Annotated in this window: 21 protein-coding genes (1 of these 21 only partly in view); 7 read left to right on the forward strand and 14 right to left on the reverse strand. The window is 74.6% G+C overall.

Features of this window, described 5'->3' with window-relative positions; translation table 11 throughout:
* On the reverse strand, positions 1-244 hold the 5' portion of the coding sequence (locus GL259_RS16320; protein ID WP_159533450.1) for a stage II sporulation protein M. Its footprint begins 764 nt before the window's first position; only the first 244 of its 1,008 coding nucleotides appear in the window; the start codon lies at positions 242-244; its stop codon lies off the left edge, out of view.
* A 176-nt stretch (positions 245-420) separates the two neighbouring features.
* Between GL259_RS16320 and GL259_RS16325 the strand changes: the two genes are divergently transcribed.
* Positions 421-1,431, forward strand: coding sequence for an RDD family protein (locus GL259_RS16325; RefSeq protein WP_159533452.1), 1,011 nt, complete (start codon positions 421-423; stop codon positions 1,429-1,431).
* Between the two features lie 42 nt (positions 1,432-1,473).
* Here the strand turns inward: GL259_RS16325 and GL259_RS16330 are convergent, their stop codons facing one another.
* The 8 genes from GL259_RS16330 to GL259_RS16370 form a co-directional block, all read right to left on the reverse strand.
* Positions 1,474-2,088, reverse strand: a complete 615-nt coding sequence (locus GL259_RS16330) for a hypothetical protein (protein WP_159533454.1) — start codon at positions 2,086-2,088, stop codon at positions 1,474-1,476.
* A 154-nt stretch (positions 2,089-2,242) separates the two neighbouring features.
* On the reverse strand, positions 2,243-3,700 hold the full coding sequence (gene ahcY, locus GL259_RS16335) for an adenosylhomocysteinase (RefSeq protein ID WP_159533456.1): 1,458 nt from the start codon (positions 3,698-3,700) through the stop codon (positions 2,243-2,245).
* A gap of 371 nt (positions 3,701-4,071) precedes the next feature.
* On the reverse strand, positions 4,072-5,052 hold the full coding sequence (locus GL259_RS16345; RefSeq protein WP_159533458.1) for a cation diffusion facilitator family transporter: 981 nt from the start codon (positions 5,050-5,052) through the stop codon (positions 4,072-4,074).
* A 144-nt stretch (positions 5,053-5,196) separates the two neighbouring features.
* The gene (manA, locus tag GL259_RS16350) at positions 5,197-6,348 is read right to left on the reverse strand and encodes a mannose-6-phosphate isomerase, class I (RefSeq protein WP_159533460.1); all 1,152 of its coding nucleotides are present in this window, start codon (positions 6,346-6,348) and stop codon (positions 5,197-5,199) included.
* 72 nt (positions 6,349-6,420) lie between these two features.
* Complete coding sequence (locus GL259_RS16355; protein ID WP_159533462.1) at positions 6,421-7,548, reverse strand: SIS domain-containing protein; 1,128 nt, start codon at positions 7,546-7,548, stop codon at positions 6,421-6,423.
* Between the two features lie 78 nt (positions 7,549-7,626).
* A complete protein-coding gene (locus GL259_RS16360) occupies positions 7,627-7,797 on the reverse strand; it encodes a Trm112 family protein (RefSeq protein WP_159533464.1) in 171 nt (56 codons plus the stop codon).
* 199 nt (positions 7,798-7,996) lie between these two features.
* Positions 7,997-9,361 carry a phosphomannomutase/phosphoglucomutase gene (locus tag GL259_RS16365; RefSeq protein ID WP_159533466.1) on the reverse strand — a complete coding sequence of 455 codons (1,365 nt, stop codon included), beginning with the start codon at positions 9,359-9,361 and terminating at the stop codon, positions 7,997-7,999.
* 129 nt (positions 9,362-9,490) lie between these two features.
* Positions 9,491-9,916: a DUF3499 domain-containing protein gene (locus GL259_RS16370; RefSeq protein WP_159538685.1), complete on the reverse strand. Its 426-nt coding sequence runs from the start codon at positions 9,914-9,916 to the stop codon at positions 9,491-9,493.
* 279 nt (positions 9,917-10,195) lie between these two features.
* On the opposite strand from GL259_RS16370, the gene GL259_RS16375 reads away from it, so the two are divergent.
* Positions 10,196-10,645, forward strand: a complete 450-nt coding sequence (locus tag GL259_RS16375; RefSeq protein WP_159533468.1) for a metallopeptidase family protein — start codon at positions 10,196-10,198, stop codon at positions 10,643-10,645.
* Between the two features lie 52 nt (positions 10,646-10,697).
* Here the strand turns inward: GL259_RS16375 and GL259_RS16380 are convergent, their stop codons facing one another.
* The 3 genes from GL259_RS16380 to GL259_RS16390 form a co-directional block, all read right to left on the reverse strand.
* Entirely contained in the window at positions 10,698-12,248 is a 1,551-nt protein-coding gene (locus tag GL259_RS16380) for a DUF5719 family protein (protein ID WP_159533470.1), read from the reverse strand.
* The gene (locus tag GL259_RS16385) at positions 12,245-15,832 is read right to left on the reverse strand and encodes a glycosyltransferase family 2 protein (protein WP_166461507.1); all 3,588 of its coding nucleotides are present in this window, start codon (positions 15,830-15,832) and stop codon (positions 12,245-12,247) included. The genes GL259_RS16380 and GL259_RS16385 overlap by 4 nt, the downstream gene beginning before the upstream one ends.
* Before the next feature lie 315 nt (positions 15,833-16,147).
* Positions 16,148-16,411 carry a WhiB family transcriptional regulator gene (locus tag GL259_RS16390; protein WP_003975777.1) on the reverse strand — a complete coding sequence of 88 codons (264 nt, stop codon included), beginning with the start codon at positions 16,409-16,411 and terminating at the stop codon, positions 16,148-16,150.
* A gap of 725 nt (positions 16,412-17,136) precedes the next feature.
* On the opposite strand from GL259_RS16390, the gene GL259_RS16395 reads away from it, so the two are divergent.
* The 4 genes from GL259_RS16395 to GL259_RS16410 all read left to right on the forward strand — a co-directional run bounded on the left by GL259_RS16395 (position 17,137) and on the right by GL259_RS16410 (position 21,061).
* Positions 17,137-17,643, forward strand: a complete 507-nt coding sequence (locus GL259_RS16395; RefSeq protein ID WP_159533474.1) for a cysteine dioxygenase family protein — start codon at positions 17,137-17,139, stop codon at positions 17,641-17,643.
* A gap of 33 nt (positions 17,644-17,676) precedes the next feature.
* Positions 17,677-18,636 carry a 2-phospho-L-lactate transferase gene (gene cofD / locus GL259_RS16400; protein WP_159533476.1) on the forward strand — a complete coding sequence of 320 codons (960 nt, stop codon included), beginning with the start codon at positions 17,677-17,679 and terminating at the stop codon, positions 18,634-18,636.
* Complete coding sequence (locus GL259_RS16405) at positions 18,633-19,949, forward strand: coenzyme F420-0:L-glutamate ligase (RefSeq protein WP_159533478.1); 1,317 nt, start codon at positions 18,633-18,635, stop codon at positions 19,947-19,949. The genes cofD and GL259_RS16405 overlap by 4 nt, the downstream gene beginning before the upstream one ends.
* Positions 19,950-20,098: 149 nt before the next feature.
* Positions 20,099-21,061 carry a DNA-3-methyladenine glycosylase 2 family protein gene (locus GL259_RS16410; protein WP_208026614.1) on the forward strand — a complete coding sequence of 321 codons (963 nt, stop codon included), beginning with the start codon at positions 20,099-20,101 and terminating at the stop codon, positions 21,059-21,061.
* Between the two features lie 36 nt (positions 21,062-21,097).
* Here GL259_RS16410 and GL259_RS16415 read toward each other — a convergent pair whose 3' ends face one another.
* Positions 21,098-22,180, reverse strand: coding sequence for an NDP-sugar synthase (locus GL259_RS16415; RefSeq protein ID WP_159533480.1), 1,083 nt, complete (start codon positions 22,178-22,180; stop codon positions 21,098-21,100).
* Between the two features lie 121 nt (positions 22,181-22,301).
* Positions 22,302-23,597: a peptidoglycan recognition protein gene (locus GL259_RS16420; protein WP_166461508.1), complete on the reverse strand. Its 1,296-nt coding sequence runs from the start codon at positions 23,595-23,597 to the stop codon at positions 22,302-22,304.
* 258 nt (positions 23,598-23,855) lie between these two features.
* On the opposite strand from GL259_RS16420, the gene GL259_RS16425 reads away from it, so the two are divergent.
* The gene (locus tag GL259_RS16425; RefSeq protein WP_159533482.1) at positions 23,856-24,611 is read left to right on the forward strand and encodes a TIGR03089 family protein; all 756 of its coding nucleotides are present in this window, start codon (positions 23,856-23,858) and stop codon (positions 24,609-24,611) included.
* Positions 24,612-24,624 lie beyond the last annotated feature (13 nt).

A 24,624-nucleotide genomic window follows, 5' to 3' on the forward strand; every position in this document is an offset into this window, starting at 1 on the left:
GCCAGGACGCGCGCCGGGCGCCGGTGACCGCGCTGCGCGCGCGTGCCACCAGCTGGCTGAGCCGGCCGGTCAGCTGGGGATCGGGGGCGGCCGACTGGATCAGGGAGAGGTGGGTGGCGGTGCGCTGGTAGAGGACGACGAGTTCGTCGGCTTCCGCACCCGTGAGACGGCGCTGGCGCCGGAGCAGGGCTTCGAGGCGGTCCCACTCCGCGCGGTGGGCGGAGACGAAGACGTCGAGGTCCATCGGTGTGCCTGCTCCTCGGCTGTTCGTCGGCTGCTCGCCGGCACGGCTCGTCCGTGGCCCGTCGGCGATCGGCTGGATCGATGATCTGCTTGATCGGCTCGTCGTACTGCGGTGCGATGTGCCATCAGCTTGGCAGACTGGCGGTGTTCGGGGCAGGCCAGGAAAGGGCGGCGGGCGTGAGTGAGCTGGTGACGGGCGAGGCGGTGGCGTTGGAGCTGCGCCCCGCGAAGCTGCCCAGCAGGGCACTGGCCGTGCTGCTCGACCTGGCGGCGGCCGTGGCGGCCTACGTCGCCGTGACCATCGCCCTGGTGGCTTCCACGGCCTCCCTGGACCAGGCGGCGCAGACGGCGCTGTCGATCGCGGCGTTCGTCCTGGTGCTGGTGGGCGGGCCGATCGCGGTCGAGACGCTCAGTCACGGGCGGTCGCTCGGGAAGATGGCGTGCGGGCTGCGGGTGGTGCGGGACGACGGGGGGCCGATCCGGTTCCGGCACGCACTGGTGCGGGGTCTGATCGGCGTCATCGAGATCCTGATGACGTTCGGGGTCGTGGCCTGCGTCGCCTCCCTGGTGTCGGCGCGCGGCCGGCGGCTCGGGGACGTGTTCGCGGGGACGCTGGTCGTCCGGGAGCGGGTGCCGGCCGGGCGGGGCGGTTTCGTACCGCCGCCGCCCCCGTGGCTGGCCGGGCGGTTCTCCGGTCTTGATCTGTCGGCGGTGCCCGACGGCCTGTGGCTCGCCGTCCGGCAGTACCTGACGCGGATGCAGCAGCTGGACCCGCAGGTCGGCCGGACGATGGCGGAGCGGCTGGCGGCGGACCTGGCGGACCGTACGGGGGCGCCGGTGCCGCCGGGGGTGCCGCCGGCGGCGTACCTGGCGGCGGTGGTGCAGGAGCGGCAGGCCCGGGAGGCCCGGCGGACCTTCGGGAACGGGGCGGCCGCGGGTGGCGGTCACGTCGGCGCCGCCGGTTCGGCGGGGGCCTACGCCCCGCCCGCCCATCCCCCCGTGGCCGTGCCGCCGGACGTACGGCCGGACGTCCCGTCGGAGGACCCGCGAGCCGTGCCGCCCGGGACGCCGTCCGCGCGTTCCTCCGCGGAGGGCGTGGAGGTGCCGGTGCGCGGGGACCGGACCGGCACGCCGCAGGACGCGGCGCCGGCCGACCGCCCCTCGACGGGGTTCGTACCGCCGTCGTAGGCCCGTGGGTCTCGGGCCCGTCGGTCTCGTCGGGCGCGCCGTTCAGTCGAAGACCGACGGCGGCGACGCGAGGTCCTCCAGCTCGATGCCCGGGGCGGCGAGGACCACGTCCCCGGCGATGTGCACGGTGTGCTGTTCGCCCGTGTCCAGGGCTGTGACCTGGTACTCGTCCACGGTCAGGGGGCCGTTGTCAGTGGCGTGTGCTTCTCTTTCCACCAACGTCCAGGACTGGTCCACGGTGCGCGGGGCGAGGACCGGGTCCGTGAAGGCGACGAGGCGTACGCGGGTGGCCGGTGCCGAGGGGGTGAGGCGCAGCAGACGGGCGGTGGCGACGAGGAACGCGGGGGACGAGCCGGTGAAGGCGTGGGCGCGCACATTGCCTTCGGTGGCGTGGGCCCCGGTGGGGTCGGTGCGGACCCAGGTGACGCCGTCGAGGGCGGCGCCGCGGACCTGCCAGCTCGCGGCGTGGAGTTCGAGGCGGATGGGGCGGCCCAGTTCGTCGAGGGCGAGGTCGACCGAGCCCAGGTGACCGCCGGAGGGGGCGGTGAGCTGGGAGACGTAGCGCCAGCCGGAGGGGCCGGGGGCGCAGTGGAAGTGCTCTTCTGCGAGGGGGGTGTGATCGTGCGGATCGTGGAGCGAATAGCGGCCGCGGGGCATGGGGGTCCTGGGTCTTGACGGTTCGGGCCGGCCGGTCGTCGGCCCGCCCATGGGGCAGGCCCCCGACACGGGGGTGCGGGGGCCTGCCTCTGAGGACCTGCTGCCGGGCGAGCGCGCCGGTGCACCGGCGCGCTCGCCCGGTGGGAGCGTGGACTCAGTAGCGGTAGTGGTCCGGCTTGAACGGGCCCTCGACCTTCACGCCGATGTACTCGGCCTGCTCCGGGCGGAGCGTGGTCAGCTTGACGCCGAGCGCGTCGAGGTGGAGGCGGGCGACCTTCTCGTCGAGGTGCTTGGGCAGCACGTAGACGCCGGTCGGGTACTCGTCGGGCTTGGTGAACAGCTCGATCTGGGCCAGGGTCTGGTCCGCGAAGGAGTTGGACATCACGAACGACGGGTGACCGGTGGCGTTGCCCAGGTTCAGCAGGCGGCCCTCGGACAGCACGATGATCTTCTTGCCGTCGGGGAAGGTCCAGGTGTGGACCTGCGGCTTGATCTCGTCCTTGACGATGCCGGGGACCTTGGCGAGGCCGGCCATGTCGATCTCGTTGTCGAAGTGGCCGATGTTCCCGACGATGGCCTGGTGCTTCATCCTGGCCATGTCGGAGGCCATGATGATGTCCTTGTTGCCGGTCGTGGTGATGAAGATGTCGGCCGTCTCGACGACCTCGTCCAGCGTCGTGACCTGGTAGCCGTCCATCGCGGCCTGGAGGGCGCAGATCGGGTCGATCTCGGTGACGATCACGCGGGCGCCCTGTCCGCGCAGGGACTCCGCGCAGCCCTTGCCCACGTCGCCGTAGCCGCAGACGACCGCGGTCTTGCCGCCGATCAGGGTGTCGGTGGCGCGGTTGATGCCGTCGACCAGGGAGTGGCGGCAGCCGTACTTGTTGTCGAACTTCGACTTGGTGACGGCGTCGTTGACGTTGATCGCCGGGAACAGGAGGGTGCCGTCGCGCTGCATCTCGTACAGGCGGTGGACGCCGGTCGTGGTCTCCTCGGTGACGCCGCGGATCTCGGAGGCCAGCTGGGTCCACTTCTGCGGGTTCTCGCCCAGGGTGCGGGTGAGGAGCTCCAGGATGACGCGGTGCTCGTCGGACTCGGCGGTGTCGGGCGAGGGGACCTTGCCGTCCTTCTCGTACTCGACGCCCTTGTGGACGAGGAGGGTGGCGTCACCGCCGTCGTCCAGGATCATGTTGGGGCCGCCGGTGGGGCTGTCCGGCCAGGTCAGTGCCTGCTCCGTGCACCACCAGTACTCCTCGAGGGTCTCGCCCTTCCAGGCGAAGACCGGGACGCCCCGCGGGTTGTCGGGCGTCCCGTCGGGGCCGACGGCGATGGCGGCCGCGGCGTGGTCCTGGGTGGAGAAGATGTTGCAGGACGCCCAGCGGACCTGCGCGCCCAGGGCGACCAGGGTCTCGATCAGCACGGCGGTCTGCACGGTCATGTGCAGGGAGCCGGTGACCCGGGCGCCGGCCAGCGGCTGGGCCTCGGCGTACTCCTTGCGGATCGCCATCAGGCCGGGCATCTCGTGCTCGGCGAGGGTGATCTCCTTGCGGCCGAACTCGGCCAGGGAGAGGTCGGCGACCTTGAAGTCCTGTCGGTTCTCGACAGTCGTCATTGCGAGCTGCTCCTCGGGTTGGGTCGAGGTGGGTACGGCTGGTCTGCGCGGCGGCGGACACAGGGGTGCCCGAAGAGGACACAGGCATGCCCGCGTGCGCGCAGCGCAGTCCGTCGGAGGCCCTCTCTCCCTCGGCCGGCCCTCGGTGGGGCCGCCCGACCGCCATCAGCAGCGACGTCTGGCTCCGTCCCAAGCTACACCGCCCGGCCCTGCGGCCCCCAGTCCGTCCGCGAACACTTCAAGCCGATCCGGCGGGCGCTCCCGTCGGACGGCGCGCTTCGAGCTGCGGCCCGGGCGCTTCCGGGGCGCCGGGGCGCCGGCACGGCGAAGGGCCCGCCGGGTGACCGGCGGGCCCTTGTGCGAGACGGGACTCAGTGCCCGGTGCCGTGCGGTGCGGGACCGCCCGGGGTGGCCTCGGGGTCGGCGCCCCGGGCGGCCTCGGCCTCGCTGTAGACGTCGGGCTCGAGGTAGATCACGCGGGCGATCGGGACGGCCTCGCGGATGCGGGACTCGGCGGCGTCGATGGCGGCGGCGATCTCCGTGGCCGTGTTGTCGTGCCGCACGGCGATCTTCGCGGCGACCAGCAGCTCCTCCGGGCCGAGGTGGAGGGTGCGCATGTGGATGACGCGGGTGACGGTGTCGCCGTCGACGACGGCGGCCTGGATCTTCTGGCTCTCCTCGGCACCGGCGGCCTCGCCGAGCAGCAGGGACTTCGTCTCGGCGGCGAGGACCAGGGCGATCAGGATGAGCAGGACGCCGATGCAGAGGGTGCCGATGCCGTCCCAGACGCTGTCACCGGTGAGCAGGGCGAGGCCGACACCGCCGAGGGCGAGGACCAGACCGACGAGCGCGCCCAGGTCCTCCAGGAGGACGACCGGCAGTTCGGGGGCCTTGGCGTGGCGGACGAACTCCTTCCAGGAGCGCTTGCCGCGCAGGACGTTGGACTCCTTGATGGCGGTGCGGAAGGAGAAGGTCTCGGCGATGATCGCGAAGACGAGGACGCCGACCGGCCAGTACCAGTGCTCCAGCTCGTGCGGGTGCTTGATCTTCTCGTAGCCCTCGTAGAGGGCGAACATGCCGCCGACCGAGAAGAGCACGATGGAGACGAGGAAGGCGTAGATGTAGCGCTCGCGGCCGTAGCCGAAGGGGTGCTCCGGGGTGGCCCGGCGCTGTGCCTTCTTGCCGCCGACCAGCAGCAGGGCCTGGTTGCCGGAGTCGGCGACCGAGTGCACGGATTCGGCGAGCATCGACGAGGAGCCGCTGAAGAGGAACGCCACGAACTTCGCTACCGCGATCGCGAGGTTGGCGGCGAGTGCCGCCACGATCGCCTTGGTGCCGCCTGACGCGCTCATGTGTTCGCGTTGTCCCTTCGTACGCCGTTTCGGGCCCGGACGCGCGTGCGCGCACGCCGTCCGGGGATGTGCCCGTCCTTTGACGGTGGGCCATTGTTGCAGCCCTGCCGGGAGACGGCTCCTCAGGTCGGTGCCGTGCGGTGGTCAGGCGACGACGGTGGCCCTGAACAGCGTTCCGGTACCCGACACTTCGGCCTTCTCACCCGCGGGGACGAACACGGACGTCCCCGGGGACAGCTCGTGCTCGCCCGCGCGCACCGAACCGGCCGTGCAGAGCAGGATCTGCGGGGTGCTCAGGGTCAGGTCGCGGGGGGCGCCGCCCTCGGGGAGGACGTGGCGGGAGAGGCGGAACTCGTCGATGGGGGTCTCGTAGACCTCCTCGCCCTCCGGGGTGGCCTCCGGGCGCAGGACGCCGGGGTCGCCGGCCTCGAAGCGGACGATGCGCAGGAGTTCGGGGACGTCGACGTGCTTGGGGGTCAGACCGCAGCGCAGGACGTTGTCGGAGTTGGCCATGATCTCGACGCCGAGGCCGCTCAGGTAGGCGTGCGGGACGCCGGCGCCGAGGAAGAGGGCCTCGCCGGGCTGGAGCCGGACGTGGTTGAGGAGCATCGCGGCGATGACGCCGGGGTCGCCCGGGTAGTGGTGGGCGATGCCGGCGTACGGGGCGTAGGGGCCGCCGAGGCGGTCGCAGGCGGCGGCCGCCTCGGTGACGGTGTGGGCCATCTCGTCGGGGTCGGCGGTGAGGATCGCGGTGAGGACCTCGCGCAGGGCCGCTTCCTCGGGGTGGGCGTGCAGCAGGTCGACGTACGGCTTGAGCGAGTCCACGCCGAGGCCGTCGAGGAGGCCGGCGGCGCGCAGCGGGTCGCGGAAGCCGCACAGTCCGTCGAACTCGGTGAGGGCGCAGATCAGTTCGGGCTTGTGGTTGGCGTCCTTGTAGGTGCGGTGCGGGGCGTCCACGGGGACGCCGCGGCGCTCCTCGTCCTCGTATCCCCGCTTCGCCTGGTCCAGGTCGGGGTGGACCTGGAGGGAGAGCGGGGCGCCGGCGGCGAGGAGCTTGAGGAGGAAGGGCAGGCGCGGGCCGAACTTCGCGACCGACGCCGCGCCGAGCTCCTTCTCCGGGGCGGCGTCGATGACCTCGACCAGCGTGCCGCGCGCGGTGCGTGAGGGGGCTCCGGGGTGGGCGCCCATCCACATCTCCGCCTGCGGCTCGCCGGTCGGTTCGGTGCCGAGCAGCCGCGGGATGGCGGTGGTGGAACCCCAGGCGTAGGGGCGGATGGTGTTGTCGAGGCGGTCCATGGGGCTCTCTGCGTTCCTTCTGCCGGGTCCCGTGCGTGCGCGCGCCGGGGAGTCAGTGCGTCCTGGGCATGATCAGGTTCCGGAGGCGAGCGCCAGGTAAACGGCGGCGAAATCCGTGACGGCGATCAGTTCCGCGAGGGTCTCCAGTTCGCCGCCCTCCTCGGGCTCCAGCTCGCTGATCGGCGTGTCGTGGCTGAGGGCCAGATCGCGGGCGGCCGGGGCGGCGGTGAGGCCGCCGATGGGGCGGTCGCGGAGCAGCACCGCGCGTGCGTGCAGGGCGGGCGGTTCCTCCACGCGGTCGCGGAAGAAGTCGTCCGGGTCGGCGCTGGCGGCCAGCGGACCGGCCAGCAGGGCGCTGTGCGCGGCGAGCGCCTCGGGGAGCTCGGCGACGACGGCGGGGGTGCCGGACAGTTCGGCGAGCGCGGCGGCGAAGCGGCGGCCGGCCGGGCCCGCGGAGACGCCCTCGGTCCACACCAGGGGCAGCGCGTCGGCGAGTTCCGCGGCCAGGGTCTTGGCGGGGTTGCTGTACGTCGCGATGGCCGGGCCGCAGCGTTCGGCGACGCGGTCGAGGCGGTCGGCGACCTTGTCCAGGGCGTCCGGCGGGGCGGCGAGCAGGCCGATGCGGTCCAGCAGCGCGAGCAGCGGGGTGAGCAGCGCCCACAGGACGCCGGGGGCGGTGGCGGCGAGGGGTTCGTCCTGGTCGTAGGGCGCGGTGGCCATGGGGACGAACAGGCCGTGGGAGCCGCCCACGGCGTCGGCGAGCGGGGTGCGGGCGGGGGCCACGGCGGCGATGGTGCAGCCACGGCGGTACGCCTGCTCGCAGAGCAGGGACAGGCCCGGTTCGGTGCCGTCGGGCGTGGCGATCAGCAGCAGGTCCACGGAGCCCGCCCAGCCGGGCAGCTCCCAGCGCAGCGCTCCCCCGGCGGGGGCGACGCCGGTCGGCGCGAGCCGGGTGACGGGGCTGCCGGCGCCGGCCAGGGTGCCGAGGAGGTCGGCCGTCTGGGTGGCGGCGGCACCGGGGCCCGCGATGAGCACGGCGCGGGGACGGCCGTCCGGCTTGAGCTCGCGCACACCGGCCTCGGCGGCGTGCCGGACGGCCGTGCGGACGCGGGCGCCCGCTTCGGCGGCGCCGCGGAGCAGGTTGCGGTGGTCGGCCTCGGCGAGGCCCTCGGGTGAGTCGAGCAGCGATTCGTCGAGCATGGGCGGCAGCCTCCGGTCGGCGGGGCGTCGGGTCGCGGGGCGCCGGGTCGCTGGTGCGCCGGGTCGCCGGATCGTCGGTTACGCGGGGCGCCGGGCCTCGTCGACGAGGAGGACGGGGATGCCGTCGCGGACCGGGTACGCCAGGCCGCAGTCCTGGCCGGTGCAGACGAGTTCGGCGTCCTGCTCCTTGAGGGGGGAGTGGCAGGCCGGGCAGGCGAGGATCTCCAGGAGGCCGGCTTCGAGCGCCATGGGGGTTCCCTTCGGGGACGGGCGTATGCGGATGTGCCTGGTCAGCGTACCGCCGGTGGGCACGGGACGGGCGGGCCGCGGACGTTGAGTCCCGAACCGCCTCCGGGGCGGGCGGGCGCTCCCGCTGCCGCCGCGGACGGCGGCCGGTGCGCCGGGACCGGCGGCCGCGGGGCGGCGGGCGCTCCCGTCCCGCGCGGTCTCAGCCCCGGATGATCGCCAGGGCCTCGTCGCGCACCTCGGCCATCGTCGCCTCGTCGCGGGCCTCCGCGTTCAGGCGGAGGAGCGGTTCGGTGTTGGAGGGGCGGACGTTGAACCACCAGTCGGCGGAGGTGACGGTGAGGCCGTCCAGTTCGTCCAGGGTGACGCCCTCGCGGCCCTCGTACGCGGCCCGGATCGCGGCGAGGCGGGCGGTCTGGTCGTCGACGGTGGAGTTGATCTCGCCGGAGCCGGCGTAGCGGTCGTACTGGGCGACCAGGGCGGACAGGGTGCCCCGCTGGCCGCCGAGGGCGGCGAGGACGTGCAGGGCGGCCAGCATGCCCGTGTCGGCGTTCCAGAAGTCGCGGAAGTAGTAGTGCGCGGAGTGCTCGCCGCCGAAGATGGCGCCGGTCCTGGCCATCTCGGCCTTGATGAAGGAGTGGCCCACGCGGGTGCGCTCGGGGGTGCCGCCGTTCTCCCGCACGACCTCGGGGACCGACCAGGACGTGATCAGGTTGTGGATGACCGTGCCCTTGCCGCCGTTCCTGGCCAGCTCGCGGGAGGCCACCAGGGCGGTGATCGCGGACGGGGAGACCGGCTCGCCCCGCTCGTCGACGACGAAGCAGCGGTCGGCGTCGCCGTCGAAGGCGAGGCCGAGGTCGGCGCCCTCCTCGCGGACCCGCTTCTGCAGGTCGACCAGGTTGGCCGGGTCGAGCGGGTTGGCCTCGTGGTTGGGGAAGGTGCCGTCGAGCTCGAAGTACATCGGGACGAGGGTGAGCGGCAGGCCGGCGAAGACCGTGGGGACGGTGTGCCCGCCCATGCCGTTGCCCGCGTCGACGACGACCTTCAGGGGGCGGATCGAGGTGAGGTCGACGAGCGAGCGCAGGTGTGCCGCGTAGTCGTCCAGCGTGTCGCGCCGGGTGACCGTTCCCGGCACGGCCGCCGGCTCCGGGGCGCCCGACTCGCTCCACCGCTCGACGAGTGCGCGGATCTCGGCCAGGCCCGTGTCCTGGCCGACCGGGGCGGCGCCCGCGCGGCACAGCTTGATGCCGTTGTACCGCGCCGGGTTGTGGGAGGCGGTGAACATCGCGCCCGGCAGGTCCAGCGTGCCCGAGGCGTAGTAGAGCTGGTCGGTGGAGCACAGGCCGATCTCGGTCACGTCGGCGCCCTGGGCCGCCGCGCCCCGCGCGAAGGCACCCGACAGGCCGGGGGACGAGGGCCGCATGTCGTGTCCGGTGACGAGGGCGCCCGCGCCGGTCACCCGGGCGAAGGCGGCGCCGAAGAGCTCGGCCAGGGACTCGTCCCACTGGTCGGGGACGACCCCGCGCACGTCGTACGCCTTCACGATCTGCGACAGATCAGCAGCCACGGCCAACCCTTCCGAAAGTCCTGTCGGTCCCCACAAACTACCCGCAGGGGGCGACGCTCCGCCGTGACCGGCGAACGGGCCCGCAGGTGGGGGCGGGCCGGGGCTCCGGGGCGGCGGTCCGCCCGGGCGTCAGTTGTCCGGTGAGCGGAGCACCCGCAGGTGGCCGCGGCGCGCGACCTCCATGGGGTCGGCGGCCCGGGCTCCGCCGGCGGCTCCCGCCGCCCGCTCCTGGGGGCGGGCCGCCTCGCGCACGGCGTTCGCCAGTGCCTCCAGGTCGTCCCCGCTGGGCTGGGCCGGGGCCGAGCCGTCGAGGAGGCGGACGACCTCCCAGCCGCGCGGTGCGGTGAGGCGCTCGGAGTGCTCGGCGCACAGGTCGTAGCAGTGGGGTTCGGCGTAGGTGGCGAGCGGGCCGAGGACCGCGGTCGAGTCGGCGTAGACGTACGTCAGCGTCGCGACGGCGGGACGGCCGCAAGCGGTGCGCGAACAGCGACGTACAGGGCTCACGACGTTGGACGGTACCGCACTCTTGAGCGGGCCGCGACGACTCTCCCCCAGGTCACTCCACCGTGTCGTGGTGTGAAACGCCCCACATACCCCTTTGGACACACCTCGCTGACCTGGTCCGACACCCGTGTCCGGGATGTCGGACGATTCTGGTTCCGGTCACCAGTCGGTGCAAACAATGTCAAATGCCTTGAGATCACCGGTCTCGGAGAGATACGAAATCGAGCCCAACCTTGGCTGGAATGGTCAGGTGACGACATGCCGTGCGGGACGGCCCGAAGGCGCGTGGGGCCGGGCGGGCGGGACCGGCGACGACTACCCTGCACAGTGATGGACAGCCCCGTGACGCCCCGTGCCGCCGGCCCCGGGCCCCGACGCCGTGACCGCCACGGCCGGGGCATGCGCGGCCCGATCGCACCGCCCCAGGTGCCGCTCGCCGCCAGCCGCGCGGAGACGTTCGCAGACCTCGTGCAGGACTCCGTGGAGCGGCTGGAGCGGCGGTGGCCGCAGCTCGCCGACATCGATTTCCTCGTGCTGGAGGTGCCGCAGCCGGACGGCGGCGGGCTGGGGTGGAGCGACGAGGCGGTGCCCCTGGGCGGGACGGTGCCCGCGCGCGAGGGGCGTCCCGCGCGGGTGGTGGTCTACCGGCGGCCGGTCGAGATCCGCACCAAGGGGCGCGACGAGCGGGCCGCGCTCGTCCACGAGGTCGTGGTCGAGCAGGTGGCGGACCTGCTGGGGCTGACGCCGGAGGCCGTGGACCCCCGGTACGGCGAGGACTGACGGGGCGGCGGCGCCGCTCCCCGCGCCCGCCGCCGCACTCCCCGCCCGCCGGTCACCTCTGCAGGACCGACAGGTCCTGCTCCGCCTCCGGCACCGCCACCGTGCCGCGGTCGTCCGGGAGGGGCTGGACGGTGAAGGCCGGGACGTCGTCCTCCGTCGCCGCGAGGGTCCGGGAGGCGTAGACCGGGGTGTCCGACCGGGGCTCGACCGTGAGGGCGTAGGTGCCCTTCAGGCCGTCCGGCACGGGGATGTCGATGTGCTGGGTGGTGCCGGACTTGATCGTGTACGTCTGGGAGGCCGCCGTGCCGCCCTCGGTGCCCGCCGAAGCGGTGACCTTGATCCGGGCGGTGCCCTCGGGGGCGGTCACCGCGAGGGTCGTGCCCTCGGCGGTGTTGCCGGCGGACGTCGCGCGCGTGCCGACCGGTCGTGCGGCCGGGATGAACGCCGACTCCTGCGCGTCGCCCTCGCCGCGCAGCACCCGCACGGCCGCCACGACCGGCACGGAGCCGTCCGTGGGCGTCAGGACCAGGGAGCCCGCCTCGCCGCGCGTGACGTCGCCCAGGTCGACGGCCGCCGTCATGCCGCCCTTCACGTGCAGCGTCTCGTGACCGGCGGGGGTGATCGGGCCGGAGGGGGAGGCGAGGCGCACCTTCAGGTCGGCGTCGGTGTCGCCGGGGGCGAAGACGACCAGGCGCACGGCGGTGGCGTCCTTCGGGATGCCGGGCAGGACCAGGCTGCCCGCGGGATCGGCCGACGCGGCCAGCCAGTCGCCGCCCAGCTTGTCGTCCAGGGCCTGCACGGCCGCGCCGACCCGGCCGCTGCGGACGGTGACGTGCACGGTCACGTCGGCCTGCTTCTCCTCGGTGAGCGTGGACAGCAGGACCGGCTCGGTGGAGTGCGGCTGGACCGTGATGCCCTCCCCCACCACCGTCTTGAGGGCGCCGTCCTCGCCGTGGAGCTCGATGTCCACGACCGCGGCCGAGTCGTCGGGGTTGGTCAGGTGGACGTAGTCGGTGCGGCCGGCCTCGGTGCTCGCGCCCGGGAACCAGAACTCGGTGTCCGGTGCGGTGCAGGTGACGCCCTGCAGGCCGCGGCCCGTGCCCGCGGTGACCTCGGTCGTCTGCTGCACGGTCCAGCCGGGCGCGAAACGGCCGTCGGCGGTGCCGACGAGCGCGGGTGCCTCGCCCCCGGTGGTGTCCCCGGCGACCGGCTTGCCGGGTTCCCCGGGCTCGAGGACGGGCTTCTCGGACCCGGCGTCCTCGCCGCCCTGGTCCGCCTGGCCGGCCTCGTCGGTCTGGTCGGTCTGTTCGCCGTCCTGCCGGCCGTCCGTCCCGGACTGCGGCCTGTGCGCCGCCCGGAGTTCGGCCCCGCCCCCGTTCCCCGTGCCCTTCGTGACCGGCGTGAAGGACGTGTACGTGGTCTCGGCGAGGTCGGAGGAGCTGGGCGACGGGCACAGCAGGCTCGTGCGTTCCACGGGCAGGTGGGCCGCCGCCCCGGCGGTGCCGTCGGTGGCCGCGGGGTCCGGTGAGGACAGCGCGGCGAAGCCGGTGACGGCGGCGAGCGCGGTGGCCGCCGCGATCAGGGACAGGGTGGTGCGGTTCACTGCTGGCTCCCGTCGGGACGCTCACTGCCCGTGCCGTGGGGGTCGTACGGCGTGTCGTAACCCTGCGCGTAGGTCTGGTCGTAGCCCTGTCCGTACGCCTGGTCGTACGGCGTCCGCCCGGGCGGGGTGCCGTAGGCGTACGGGTCGTACGGGCCTTCCTGGTAGGGGGCTTCCTGGTACGGGGTGCCGTAGGCGTCCGTCGCGTACTGCTGGTACTGCTCGCCGGTGTACGCGGTGCCGGGTCCGGCGTCCGCGGGGGCCGGCGCGTCCCACGCGCCGTGGTCGGGCTGGGACGGAACGACGGGCGCCGGGGGCTGCTCCGGCGGGGCGGGGAACTCCTCGTCGCCGCCCGCTTCCCCGGCGGTGGACTCGGCCTGGGCGCGCAGGCGGCGGGCGCGGCGGCCCTCGCCGGCGAGCGCCTCGGCGGGGACGACGGGCTCCTCGGGCAGGTCGTCGTCGACGTCGCGGCGGCGGCCGGGCAGGGCCATGACGACGAGGACGACGGCGAGCAGGCCCTGCGCCCACAGCCAGGCGGTGTGGGTGGCCGGATCGTCGTAGGTGACGTCCAGCCTGCCGCCGGAGGCGGGGAGCTCGAAGCCCTGGGCCCAGCCGTCGACGGTGGTGCGGGACAGCGGCTCGCCGTCCAGGGTGGCGGTCCAGCCCTCGGCGGCGGAATCGGCGAGGCGGAGGATCCGGCCCTCGCCGCCGCCCGGGATCTCGGTGTGGATCTCGACGGGGCCGGCGGCGACGGGCCGCGGTTCGCCCCCGGCGCCCCCGGCGGGGACGATGCTCGCGCGGGCGACCTGCTGGTCGACCCGCCACAGCGCGCCGCCCGCCTGCTGGCTGAGCCGGGTCAGGCCGGGGGTGGCGTCCAGGACGCGGGTGACCTCGCGGGGGGCGCCCTGGTGGACGAGGACGTAGCGCACGGCGAATCCGCCGAGCTGGTCGGCCTGGTCGGCGCCGGAGCCGGCGACGAGGTTGGCGACGACCTTGTCGAGCCGGGCGTTCTCGCCGTCCGTCGCGGCGATCTCGGCGTCGCCCATGCGGACGCCGGAGCCGCGGACCAGCATGTAGCCGACGCGGGCGGTGGAGTCGCTGTCGAGGACGAGGGTGCGGGCCTGGTCGCGGGTGCCGCTCTCCTCGGCGACGAACGCGGGCACCTGGACGGGGTCGCGCCGCTCCACGGGCCCGTCGGCGCCGCGGATCATCCAGCCCGCGGCGGCCAGCAGCGGGCCGACGGCGCAGGCGAGGGCGATCAGCGCGGCGACCGGCTGACGCCAGCCGAAGCTCTGCTCGGCGACGCGCGCGCGTGCCCCGTCGGCGCCGAGCACGGCGGCGGCCAGGACGGCGATGCCGTAGACGAGGGTCGCGGGGCCGGCCCAGGCGGAACCGTTGGACAGGACCGCGAAGACGAGGCCCACCAGGGCGGCCGCCCAGGCGGTGAGGATGGCCGTCCGGCGCTCGGCCCGGAGCAGGGCGGCGAGGGCGGCGAGCACGAGGCCGACGAGCACCGGGCCGCCGACCGTGCCGGGGCCGCCCGGGCTCGCGCCCAGCAGGTCGAGGGCGGAGGCGGCGGAGGGGCCGTACTCCTGGCCGGCCTCCCGGGAGAAGCCGGTGGGGAACAGGGAGAGCGACCAGGGGGCGAGGACGAGCAGCGGCACGCCCAGCTGGGCCAGGAACCGCAGCGCGTACGCCGGGAGGTCCGTCCTGCGCAGGGCCAGGACGCCGAGGCCGAGGACCAGGGCGACGGGCCACACGATCGGGGTGAACGCGGTGGTGACGGTGAGCAGCAGCGCGTACGCCCAGGTGGCGCGCCAGCTCCCACGGGTGCCCGCGGGGTTCGTGAGGCCGCTCGCGGCGATGCCCGCGCGGGCGACCAGGGGCAGCAGCACGGCGAGGACGGCGGTGCCGATGCGGCCGCCGGCCAGGGCGCCGGTGGCGGCGGGCAGGAAGGCGTAGGCGACGGCCGCCCACGCGCGCAGCAGCCGGGACTCCACCAGCGGGCGGGAGGCGAAGTACGCGGTGAGGCCGGCCAGCGGCACCGAGCAGACGAGCAGGATCGTGACGGCGAGGCCGGTCGAGCCGAGCAGCAGGGAGGCGAAGGCCGCCACGACGGCGAGGTAGGGCGGCGCGGACCCGGTGCCGCCGACGCCCACCGCGTGCCAGGCGTCGGTGTAACGCGCCCACAGCTCACCGGAGTCGGCGGGCGCGGGCAGCAGGGCGCCGCCGGCGAGCGCGCCGCCGCCGAGGAGCGCGCGGCAGGCCGCGAGGGAGACGAGCAGCAGCACCAGGAAGAGCACCGGGCCGGGCTTGCGGGCGACGCGCTTGAGCCGGGCGAACTGCTCGACCTCCAGGAAGTCGGCGTCGTCGCCGCCGGGCCCGGACTCGACGGCGCCGCCGTGCCGTCCGGCGCCGGAGGCGGCCTCGGGGTCGGAGCGGCCGACGAGGTTGCCCGCGACCTGTTCGACGGTGACGCGGACCGTCGCGCCGGGCGGCGGGAGCAGCGCCCGCAGTTCGCCCTTGTCGATCTGCGGGCTGCCGCGGTGGCGCCGTCCGGCGAGGATCCGTTCGGGCCGCAGCAGGGTGCCCATGAGGCCGCGGATCTCGTCGACGGCCTGTCCGGGGACCTTGCCGACGAGGTAGGCGAGGGTGCGCAGCAGGGTGCCGAGCACCAGGCGCAGCAGCACCCAGGGCAGGGCCGCGGTACGGGTGTTGACGAGGAGGGTGTAGACGGCGCCCGCCTTGTCCACCTTGTGCGGGGAGGCGGAGGTGCGGCCCACGCAGTCGACGGTGCGGCGCTCGCGGGAGGCCGCCTCGGCGTGCCGGACGACCGCGTCGGGGGCGACGAGGACCCGGTATCCGGCCGAGTGGGCGCGCCAGCACAGGTCGACGTCGTCGCGCATGAGGGGCAGGTGCCGGTCGAACCCGCCGAGCCGGTCGAAGACGTCGCGGCGGACGAGCATGCCGGCGGTGGACACCGACAGCACGGGCCGGACGTGGTCGTGCTGTCCCTGGTCCTGCTCGCGGCGGTCCAGACCGGTCCAGCGGCGCCCGGAGTTGGCGATGGAGACGCCGACCTCCAGCAGCTGCCGGCGGTCGTACCAGCCGCGGAGCTTGGGGCCGACGACGGCCACGTCGTCGCGGCCGAGCTCGTACTCGTTCTCCACGACGCGCAGGAGCCGGGCCAGCGCGTCGGGTTCGGGGGCGCAGTCGTCGTGCAGCAGCCACAGCCACTGCACCGGTTCCCCGTGCGGGAGTTCCGGCATGTCGTACGCGTCGTCGCGCCAGCTGCGGGTGACCGGGTCCCAGCCGCTCGGCCGCTTCAGGTAGGGCAGTTCCTCGGGGGTGAGGACGGGCGCGGTGCGGTTGCACTCCTCGACGGCCTGGCCGAAGCCGGTGCGCCGGGCGAGGTGCAGCACGTGGTCGTCGCCGAGGGCCTCGGCGACCAGCCGGGCGGAGTCGTCCGCGCTGCCGGTGTCGGCGCCCATGGCGAACTGGACGGGGCGCTCCTGGCCGAGCAGCCCGGCGAGCGCGTCGGGCAGCCAGCGGGCGCCGTCGTGGGAGACGAGGACCGCGGTCACCACGTGACGCGGGAACTCCGGCGGGCGGGCCGGGTCAAACACTGCGGTGGCGGCGCGGTCTTGCCGGGCCGCCGGGTGGCTGTGCACGGACATCGAGGTACGGGCCCCGGTTCGGTGGACTGTTGGGGACGCCCGTGCCCGATGGGGGCAGCGGGGCGTCGCGGACGAGCGACCACACTATCGGCAGTTCGAACGGGGCGGCGCGGAGCGCCTCGACGGGGGGCGGCGGACGGGCGGCGGCCGGACAGGGCGGCCCGCCGCCGGTGGACGACCCACCTGCGACGGGCCACGGGTGACGTACGGGCGGGGCGCCGTCCGTCAGACGGCGGCCTTCTTCAGCCGGCGGCGCTCACGCTCGGACAGACCGCCCCAGATGCCGAAGCGCTCGTCGTTGGCGAGGGCGTACTCGAGACACTCGGAGCGGACCTCGCAGGCGAGGCAGACCTTCTTGGCCTCCCGGGTGGAGCCGCCCTTCTCGGGGAAGAAGGACTCGGGGTCGGTCTGGGCGCACAGCGCGCGCTCCTGCCAGCCGAGTTCCTCGTCCGCGTCGTCGACCAGCAGTTGCTGCACCAGCTCGGTCATGTGCGCCCCTCGTCTGTCTTTCGCGTCCCCGTGATGTAGCCGTTACCGATTCCGGCTGAACGACACGAGTGAAATTACAAGTGTGCTGCTCCGGGCGAGTCAAGCCGAGATCTGCTATTGAGCCCCTTATTCACTCTGCGGAACCAAGGCCGAGCGGAAAGTGTTCAAATCACCCTAAACCTTGACACGCCTACGGAGCCCGCGAGGACCTCCGGCCCCCCGCAGAGCCCCTACGGAGAGGACGCCCGGAGAATTGATCCCGTTCCGACACCCGCGTCCGGGCGAACCGGATCACAGTCGGATCACGGGATCGCAACGGTGCTCGGTGCCCCCGGCCGTGCGCACCTTGTGTCCCGGGAACCGCCTGAGCAAACCTTTCACCTGGGAGATGAACCGGATGAGGTGAACCATGTCCCACATACCGGGCGTCGAGTTGACAGTGCAGGTGTGAACCGGTGTCCTAGTGGGCATGCTCGCGAACCCGGCACTCACCTCGACCCGCCCCGCCGGGTCCCTCGGTGCCGCCCGCGCTCGCTGTAGCTGTTGCTGTTCCGGCTGTTGAGCCCAAGCGCTCCGGCCGCCGCCGACTCACCCACGACTCGGCCGCCGCTCCCCCCGCTCCACCAGGGCACCCCTCGCCGCCGCCCGTGACCCGGGCGCACGCGACGCGACACCCGCACCCCCCACCGCTTCTCCTGATTCTCCGCCAAGGAACCCCCGTACCCATGAACAGCGACAGCGACCTCCAGATCGCCGGCGACATCCTCGAAGTCCCCCACCTGCTCCAGGCGCCCCGCGAGCACCCGGCCACCGTCGCCGAGTTCGCCGGCCTGGCCCGCTCCCTCGCCGCCGACCGCTCCCAGTGGGAGCACCTCGTGCGGTACGACGCGACCAGCCGCTGGTACCACCGGCTGCGCACGGGACCCGGCTACGAGGTGTGGCTCCTGTCCTGGGTCCCCGGCCAGGGCAGCGGACCGCACGACCACGGCCGTTCCTCCGGCGTGCTGACCGTGCTGGACGGCACCCTGACCGAGCGCACCGGGCGCGGCACGCGCACCCTGGCCGCGGGCGCCCAGCGGGTGTTCGCGCCGGGCTACGTCCACGAGGTCGTCAACGACACGCTCGACCCGGCCGTCAGCCTGCACATCTACTACCCGGGCCTGACCGAGATGCCCATGCACGCCTCCCCGCACTGCGAGGCGCGGACGGCACCCCGGTCCGTGACTGCCTGACACGTCACCGCCGCCGCCTGCGAGACTGCTCCCATGCGCATTGTGGTTCTGGCAGGCGGCATCGGCGGTGCCCGTTTCCTGCGCGGTCTGAAGCGGGCCGTGCCGGACGCGGACATCACGGTCATCGGCAACACCGGGGACGACATCCACCTCTTCGGGCTGAAGGTCTGCCCGGACCTCGACACGGTGATGTACACGCTCGGCGGCGGCATCGACGAGGAGCGGGGCTGGGGGCGGGCCGAGGAGACCTTCCACCTCAAGGAGGAGCTCGCGGCGTACGGCGTCGGCCCGGAGTGGTTCGGGCTCGGCGACCGGGACTTCGCCACGCACATCGTGCGGACGCAGATGCTCGGCGCCGGATACCCGCTGAGCGCCGTGACCGAGGCGCTGTGCGACCGCTGGAAGCCGGGCGTGCGGCTGATCCCGATGACCGACGACCGTGTGGAGACGCACGTCGCCGTCGAGCTGGACGGCGAGCGCAAGGCGATCCACTTCCAGGAGTACTGGGTGCGGCTGCGGGCCTCGGTGCCGGCCGAGGCGGTCGTGCCGGTCGGCGCGGAGCAGGCGAAGCCCGCCCCGGGCGTCCTGGAGGCGATCGCCGGGGCCGACGTGATCCTCTTCCCGCCGTCCAACCCCGTCGTGTCCGTCGGCACGATCCTCGCCGTGCCCGGCGTGCGGGAGGCGATCGCCGACGCGGGCGTGCCGGTGATCGGGCTGTCGCCGATCGTCGGGGACGCACCCGTGCGCGGCATGGCCGACAAGGTGCTCGCGGCGGTCGGCGTGGAGGCCACGGCCCCGGCGGTGGCCGAGCACTACGGCTCCGGTCTGCTGGACGGCTGGCTGGTCGACACGGTCGACGCGGGGTGCGTGGAGCGCGTCGAGGCGGCCGGGATCCGCTGCCGGGCCGTGCCGCTGATGATGACCGACGTCGACGCGGCCGCGCGGATGGCGCGGGAGGCGCTGGCGCTGGCGGAGGAGGTGCGGGCGGTTTGAGCGGCGCGCACACGGCGTCCGACGGCTACCGGGTCCGGGCCGTGGCGGGCCTGCCCGAGATCCGCCGCGGCGACGACCTGGCCAAGCTGATCGCCGCCGCCGAGCCCGGGCTGGCCGACGGCGACATCCTGCTGGTCACCTCGAAGATCGTATCCAAGGCCGAGGGCCGGGTCGTGGAGGCGTCCGACCGGGAGGCCGCGATCGACGCGGAGACGGTGCGCGTGGTGGCCCGGCGCGGTTCCCTGCGCATCGTCGAGAACCGGCAGGGCCTGGTCATGGCCGCGGCCGGGGTCGACGCCTCCAACACCCCCTCCGGCACGGTCCTGCTGCTGCCCGAGGACCCGGACGCGTCCGCGCGGGCGATCCGCGCGGGTCTGCGCGACGCCCTCGGCGTCACGGTCGGCGTGATCGTCACCGACACCTCCGGCCGCCCCTGGCGCGCGGGGCTGACGGACGTCGCGATCGGCGCGGCGGGCGTCCGCGTACTGGACGACCTGCGCGGCGGCACGGACGCGTACGGCAACCCGCTCAGCGCCACGGTCGTCGCCACGGCCGACGAGCTCGCCGCGGCGGGCGACCTCGTCAAGGGCAAGGCGGCCGGCCTGCCCGTCGCCGTCGTCCGCGGACTGCCGCACATGGTGGCGCCGGACGACGGCGAGGGCGCGCGGGCGCTGGTCCGCGGCGCGCGCGACGACATGTTCCGCCTCGGCACGTCCGAAGCCGTACGCCAGGCGGTGACCCAGCGCCGTACGGTGCGGTCCTTCACGGACGAGCCGGTCGACCCCCGGGCGGTCCGCCGCGCGGTCGCCGCGGCCGTGACGGCCCCGGCCCCGCACCACACCACCCCCTGGCGGTTCGTCCTGCTGGAGTCCGCCGGGGCCCGCACCCGCCTCCTGGACGCCATGCGCGACGCCTGGATCGCGGACCTGCGCCGCGACGGCCGGACGGAGGAGTCCATCGCCAGGCGCGTCCGCCGCGGCGACGTCCTGCGCAACGCGCCCTACCTGGTCGTGCCCTGTCTGGTCACGGACGGCTCGCACACCTACGGGGACGCGCGGCGGGACGGGGCCGAGCGGGAGATGTTCGTGGTCGCCGCGGGCGCCGGCGTGCAGAACTTCCTGGTCGCGCTGGCCGGGGAGCGGCTGGGCTCGGCATGGGTGTCGTCGACGATGTTCTGCCGGGACGTGGTCCGCGAGGTCCTGGACCTGCCCGCGGACTGGGACCCGATGGGCGCGGTGGCGGTCGGCCACCCGGCCGGGGACCCCCGCCCGCGGCCGGAGCGGGACGCGGGCACCTTCATCGAAGTGCGGTGAGCCGGGGCCGCGGGCGCCTACCCTCGTAGGAGCCCACCGGCACCCTCCGCCCCTCCTCCGTTCCCCTGGAATCTCTCGTGGCAGGACGTTTCGCTCCCCGGCCCACGCGCCCCCGCGGCCCCGCGGGCGCGGGAGGGCTGCCCGCCCCCGTGCGCGGCGGGCGCGTCGCCGTGCCCGTGGGGACGCCCCGGCGGGCCCCGGCACCCGAACGGGTGCGGACCTGGGTGCCGGACGGGCCGCTGGACCTCGGCCTGGTGCTCGGGCCGCTCAGACGCGGGCCCGGGGACCCGACGTTCCGCGCCCTGCCGGACGGTTCCGTGTGGCGGGCCAGCCTGACGCCGGCCGGTCCCGGGACCCTGCGGGTGACGCAGCGGGCCGGTGAGGTGCGGGGGCAGGCGTGGGGCCCGGGCGCCGACTGGCTCCTGGAGCACCTGCCGCAGCTGCTCGGGGCGGCCGACGACCCTTCCGCCTTCGTGCCCCGGCACAGACTGCTGGCGCTCACCCGGCACCGGCGTCCGGGACTGCGGCTGACGCGGACCGGGCTGGTGCTGGAGTCGCTGATCCCGTCGATCCTGGAGCAGAAGGTCACGACCGGTGAGGCGTACCGGGCGTGGCGGCTGCTGGTGCGGAAGTACGGGGAGCCGGCGCCCGGGCCCGCGCCCGAGCGGATGTCGGTGATGCCGGCGCCCCGGACCTGGGCGCTGATCCCCTCCTGGGAGTGGCACCGGGCCGGGGTCGACGACAAGCGGGCGTCGACGGTCCTGCGGGCCGTGCGGGTCGCCGCGCGGCTGGAGGAGGCGGTGGGGATGCCTCCGGAGGCGGCGCGGGCGCGGTGGGAGCTGGTGCCGGGAATCGGGCCGTGGACGTCGGCGGAGACGGTGCAGCGCACTCACGGGGCGCCGGACGCGGTCACCGTGGGGGACCTTCATCTCCCGGGGATCGTGGGCTGGGCGCTCGCCGGTGACCGGCATGCGGACGACTCCGTGATGCTGGAGCTGCTGGAGCCGTACGCGGGGCAGCGGCACCGTGCCGCGCGGCTGATCCTGCTGAGCGGGAGGGTGCCGGAGCGGCGGGCGCCGCGGATGCCGTACGGGGACATCGGACGGTTGTGAGCCGGGGGTGCGCGGCCGCGGCCGCGCGCCCGCCCCCTACTGGTCCGAGGAGAACCGCACCGCCCCCTCCGGGATCCTCGCGTCGCACCACACCCGGACGCCCTCCCGGAGCTCGTTGTGCGCGCCGACGACCGCGCCGTCGCCTATCACCGTCCCGGTGAGGACCGACCGCTCGCCCACCCGTGCCCGTGTCCCGATCAGCGAGTCGGTGACGACCGCGCCGGGCTCGATGACCGCGCCCGGCAGGATCGTGCTGCCGAAGACGCGCGCGCCCTCCGCCACGAACGCGCCCTCGCCCACCACCGTCCCGCCGGCGAGCTTCGCGTCGGGTGCCACGGTCGCCGTCGGCAGTATCAGCCGGTCACCGCAGCGGCCGGGCACCGCCGGGGACGGGGCGCGCCCGAGCACCAGGTCCGCCGAACCCCGCACGAACGCCGCGGGCGTGCCCAGGTCCAGCCAGTACGTGGAGTCCACCATGCCCTGGAGATGGGCTCCGGCCGAGAGCAGCTCCGGGAACGTCTCCCGCTCCACCGACACCGGCCGGCCCGCCGGGATCGTGTCGATCACCGAGCGGCGGAAGACGTACGCCCCCGCGTTGATCTGGTCGGTGACGATCTCCTCCGGGGTCTGCGGCTTCTCCAGGAACGCCAGCACCCGCCCCGTGCCGTCCGTCGGGACCAGCCCGTACGCCCGCGGGTCCGTCACCCTCGTCAGGTGCAGCGAGACGTCCGCCCCCGTCGCTTCGTGCGTGCGCACCAGCGCCCGGATGTCCAGCCCCGTCAGGATGTCGCCGTTGAAGACCAGCACCGGCTCGTCCGGTCCCGAGTGCAGCCGGGACGCGGCGTTGCGGATCGCGCCGCCCGTGCCGAGCGGCTCCTCCTCCGTCACGTACTCGAGGTGCAGCCCCAGCGACGACCCGTCGCCGAAGTGCGGTTCGAAGACCTCGGCCAGGTAGGACGTGGCCAGGACGATGTGCTCGACGCCCGCCGCTCTCGCTCTCGCCAGCTGGTGCGTGAGGAAGGGCACCCCGGCCGCCGGGACCATGGGCTTGGGCGTGTGCACCGTGAGCGGACGCAGTCGCGTGCCCTTGCCGCCGACCAGGAGGATCGCTTCTGTCACCTGTCGTCTCTGCTTCCTGCCGGGACCGGCCGAACTGTCTTTCGGCCGGCCAGTGTATGCAGACCGCTCCACAGCGCTCGCGACGGCGGTGCCTCCGGCGGGAAGGGACGCCCGGGCCGGCTCAGCGGCCCTGGTAGCGAGCCGCCTTGGAGCGTGCGGAGCCGAGCTTGCCGTAGAGCTTCCCCCCTGGGCACGAGGTGTTGAACCCGTCCCGGTGACCGGAGATCACGTCCAGTCGCACCTTCTTGCCTTTTCGGTAGAGGTTGCCACCGCCGGACTTCAGGTATGTCTTCGCGCGCGGATTCACGCCGTGCAGTCCGAGCTTCCACGCGGCGAGCCGGGCGATGCCCTTCACGGCGGAGGAGGACGGCTTCTTGGAGCCGTGGGAGCCGATGACCGCGACGCCCGTGGTGTTGCCGTTGAACCCGAGGGTGTGGGCGCCCAGGACGGACTTCGCCACTCCCCCGGCCCGGCCCTCGTAGATCCTCCCGCACTTGTCGACGAGGAAGTTGTAGCCGATGTCCCGCCACCCCATGCTCTCGACGTGGTAGCGGTAGATACCGCGGATGACCGAAGGCGCCTGCGCGCAGGTGTAGTTGTTGCCGGTGGCGGTGTGGTGCACGAAGGCCGCCTTGACCTTCCCGGTGTACACGAACCCCTTCTCCCGCAGGTTCTCGTCCGCGCCCCAGCCGCGCCGCGTGACGATGGCGGGCCGCGGTCCGACGTACGGCCCGGCCGCTGCGGACCCGCGCGCGGCGAGGAGCTCCTGCCGGGTCTGCTCCCGGGTCAGCGCCGGGATCCCGAGGGCGCCGAGCGGTGCGAGGCCGGAGTTGGCGGCGGAGGCGGCGGTCGCCTCGGCGCTCATGGCGCCGGTGCGGGGCCCGTCCGCGGCGCCGCCCGGGGGCGGAGCGGCCGCCGTGCCGGGGTCGACGAGCTCGAGCCGCATCCCGGACGGCAGGGGAACGCCGTCGGCGCTCCCGGTGCGCGTACCGGTGGGCCCGTCCTCCGTCCCGGACCCCGAGGGCCCGTCCCCGGCCCCGGACGCCCCGGCCTCCTGCGGGGAGTCCGTCCGGACCCGGACCTCCACGGCGTCCGACGGCCCGACCCACAGCGGTGCCGTGGCGCCGCGGACCCGGCCCGAGGTGTCCTCCGCGGTGCCCGGGTCGGCCGCGTGGTCGGCGTTGTGCGTCTCGACGTCCCGCCAGCCGGACCAGGCGCCGGTGCCGGCCGACCGGGTGCGGACCTGGACGCGGCCGTGGAGTTCGGCGGCGGGGTCGTCCCAGACGACGCCGAGGAGGGAGAAGTCCCGCACGGCCCGGGGGGTGAGTCCGAGCACGGCGCCGGAGGCGCGCTCACGGTTGAGGGGCTGGAGGGGCAGCGACCGGGTGCTGCCGGGGGCGGGGGGCTCGGCCGTCACCGCTGCGCGCGTGGCCGCTTCTGCCGTCGGCGCCGGTCTCGCGGCCGTCGCGGCGGCGGGCGGGGCGAGGGGAGGGCGAGAGCGGCGGCGCAGGTGACACCGATCGAGGGAGCAAGAATTCCACGCATGCCCCTGATCTTGGACATAGTCAGACAAATCTGTCCATCGCTGAGTTGACGGACCGTCGGGGACGCGTTCCCCCGAACCGGTGCTCCGGGTGCCCGGTGCGCGGCGGCGGGGCCGCGTACGCTTGCGCGGGTGAACGCCACCGACCGCACCCCCGCCGACCTGCTGAGTTCCGCGCTCGCCGCGGACCCGGGACGCCCCCTGGTGACCTTCTACGACGACGCCACGGGCGAACGCGTCGAATTGTCCGTGGCCACCTTCGCCAATTGGGTGGCCAAGACCGCGAACCTGCTCCAGGACGAACTGTCCGTCGAACCGGGCGACCGGGTGGCGCTGCTGCTGCCCGCGCACTGGCAGACGGCGGTGTGGCTGCTGGCGTGCGCGTCGGTGGGCGCGGTCGCGGACGTGGCCGGGGACGCGGCGGCGGCCGACGTCGCGGTGAGCGGCCCGGACGCGCTCGAGGCGGCACGGGCGTGCCCGGGCGCGCGGATCGCCCTGGCGCTCAGGCCGCTCGGCGGGCGCTTCCCGCAGCCGCCGGAGGGCTTCGCCGACTACGCCGTCGAGGTGCCGGGGCAGAGCGACCGGTTCGTGCCGTACGCGCCGGTCGACCCCGAGGAGCCCGCGCTGATCGTGGCGGGGCGGGAGTTCACCGGGGCGGAGGTGGTCGAGCGGGCCCGGGCCGAGGCGACCGGGCTCGGCCTGACCGGGCCGGGGTCGCGCCTGCTGTCGGGGCTGCCGTACGACACCTGGGAGGGCCTCAACGCGGGCCTGTACGGACCGCTGGCGACCGGCGGCTCCGTGGTGCTGTGCCGGCACCTGGACCGCCTCGGGGACGACGCCCTGGACAAGCGGGTGGAGAGCGAACGGGTCACCACCATCGCCCGGTAGCGGCACGCCACCG

Source organism: Streptomyces sp. Tu 3180 (assembly GCF_009852415.1).
Lineage (GTDB): Bacteria > Actinomycetota > Actinomycetes > Streptomycetales > Streptomycetaceae > Streptomyces.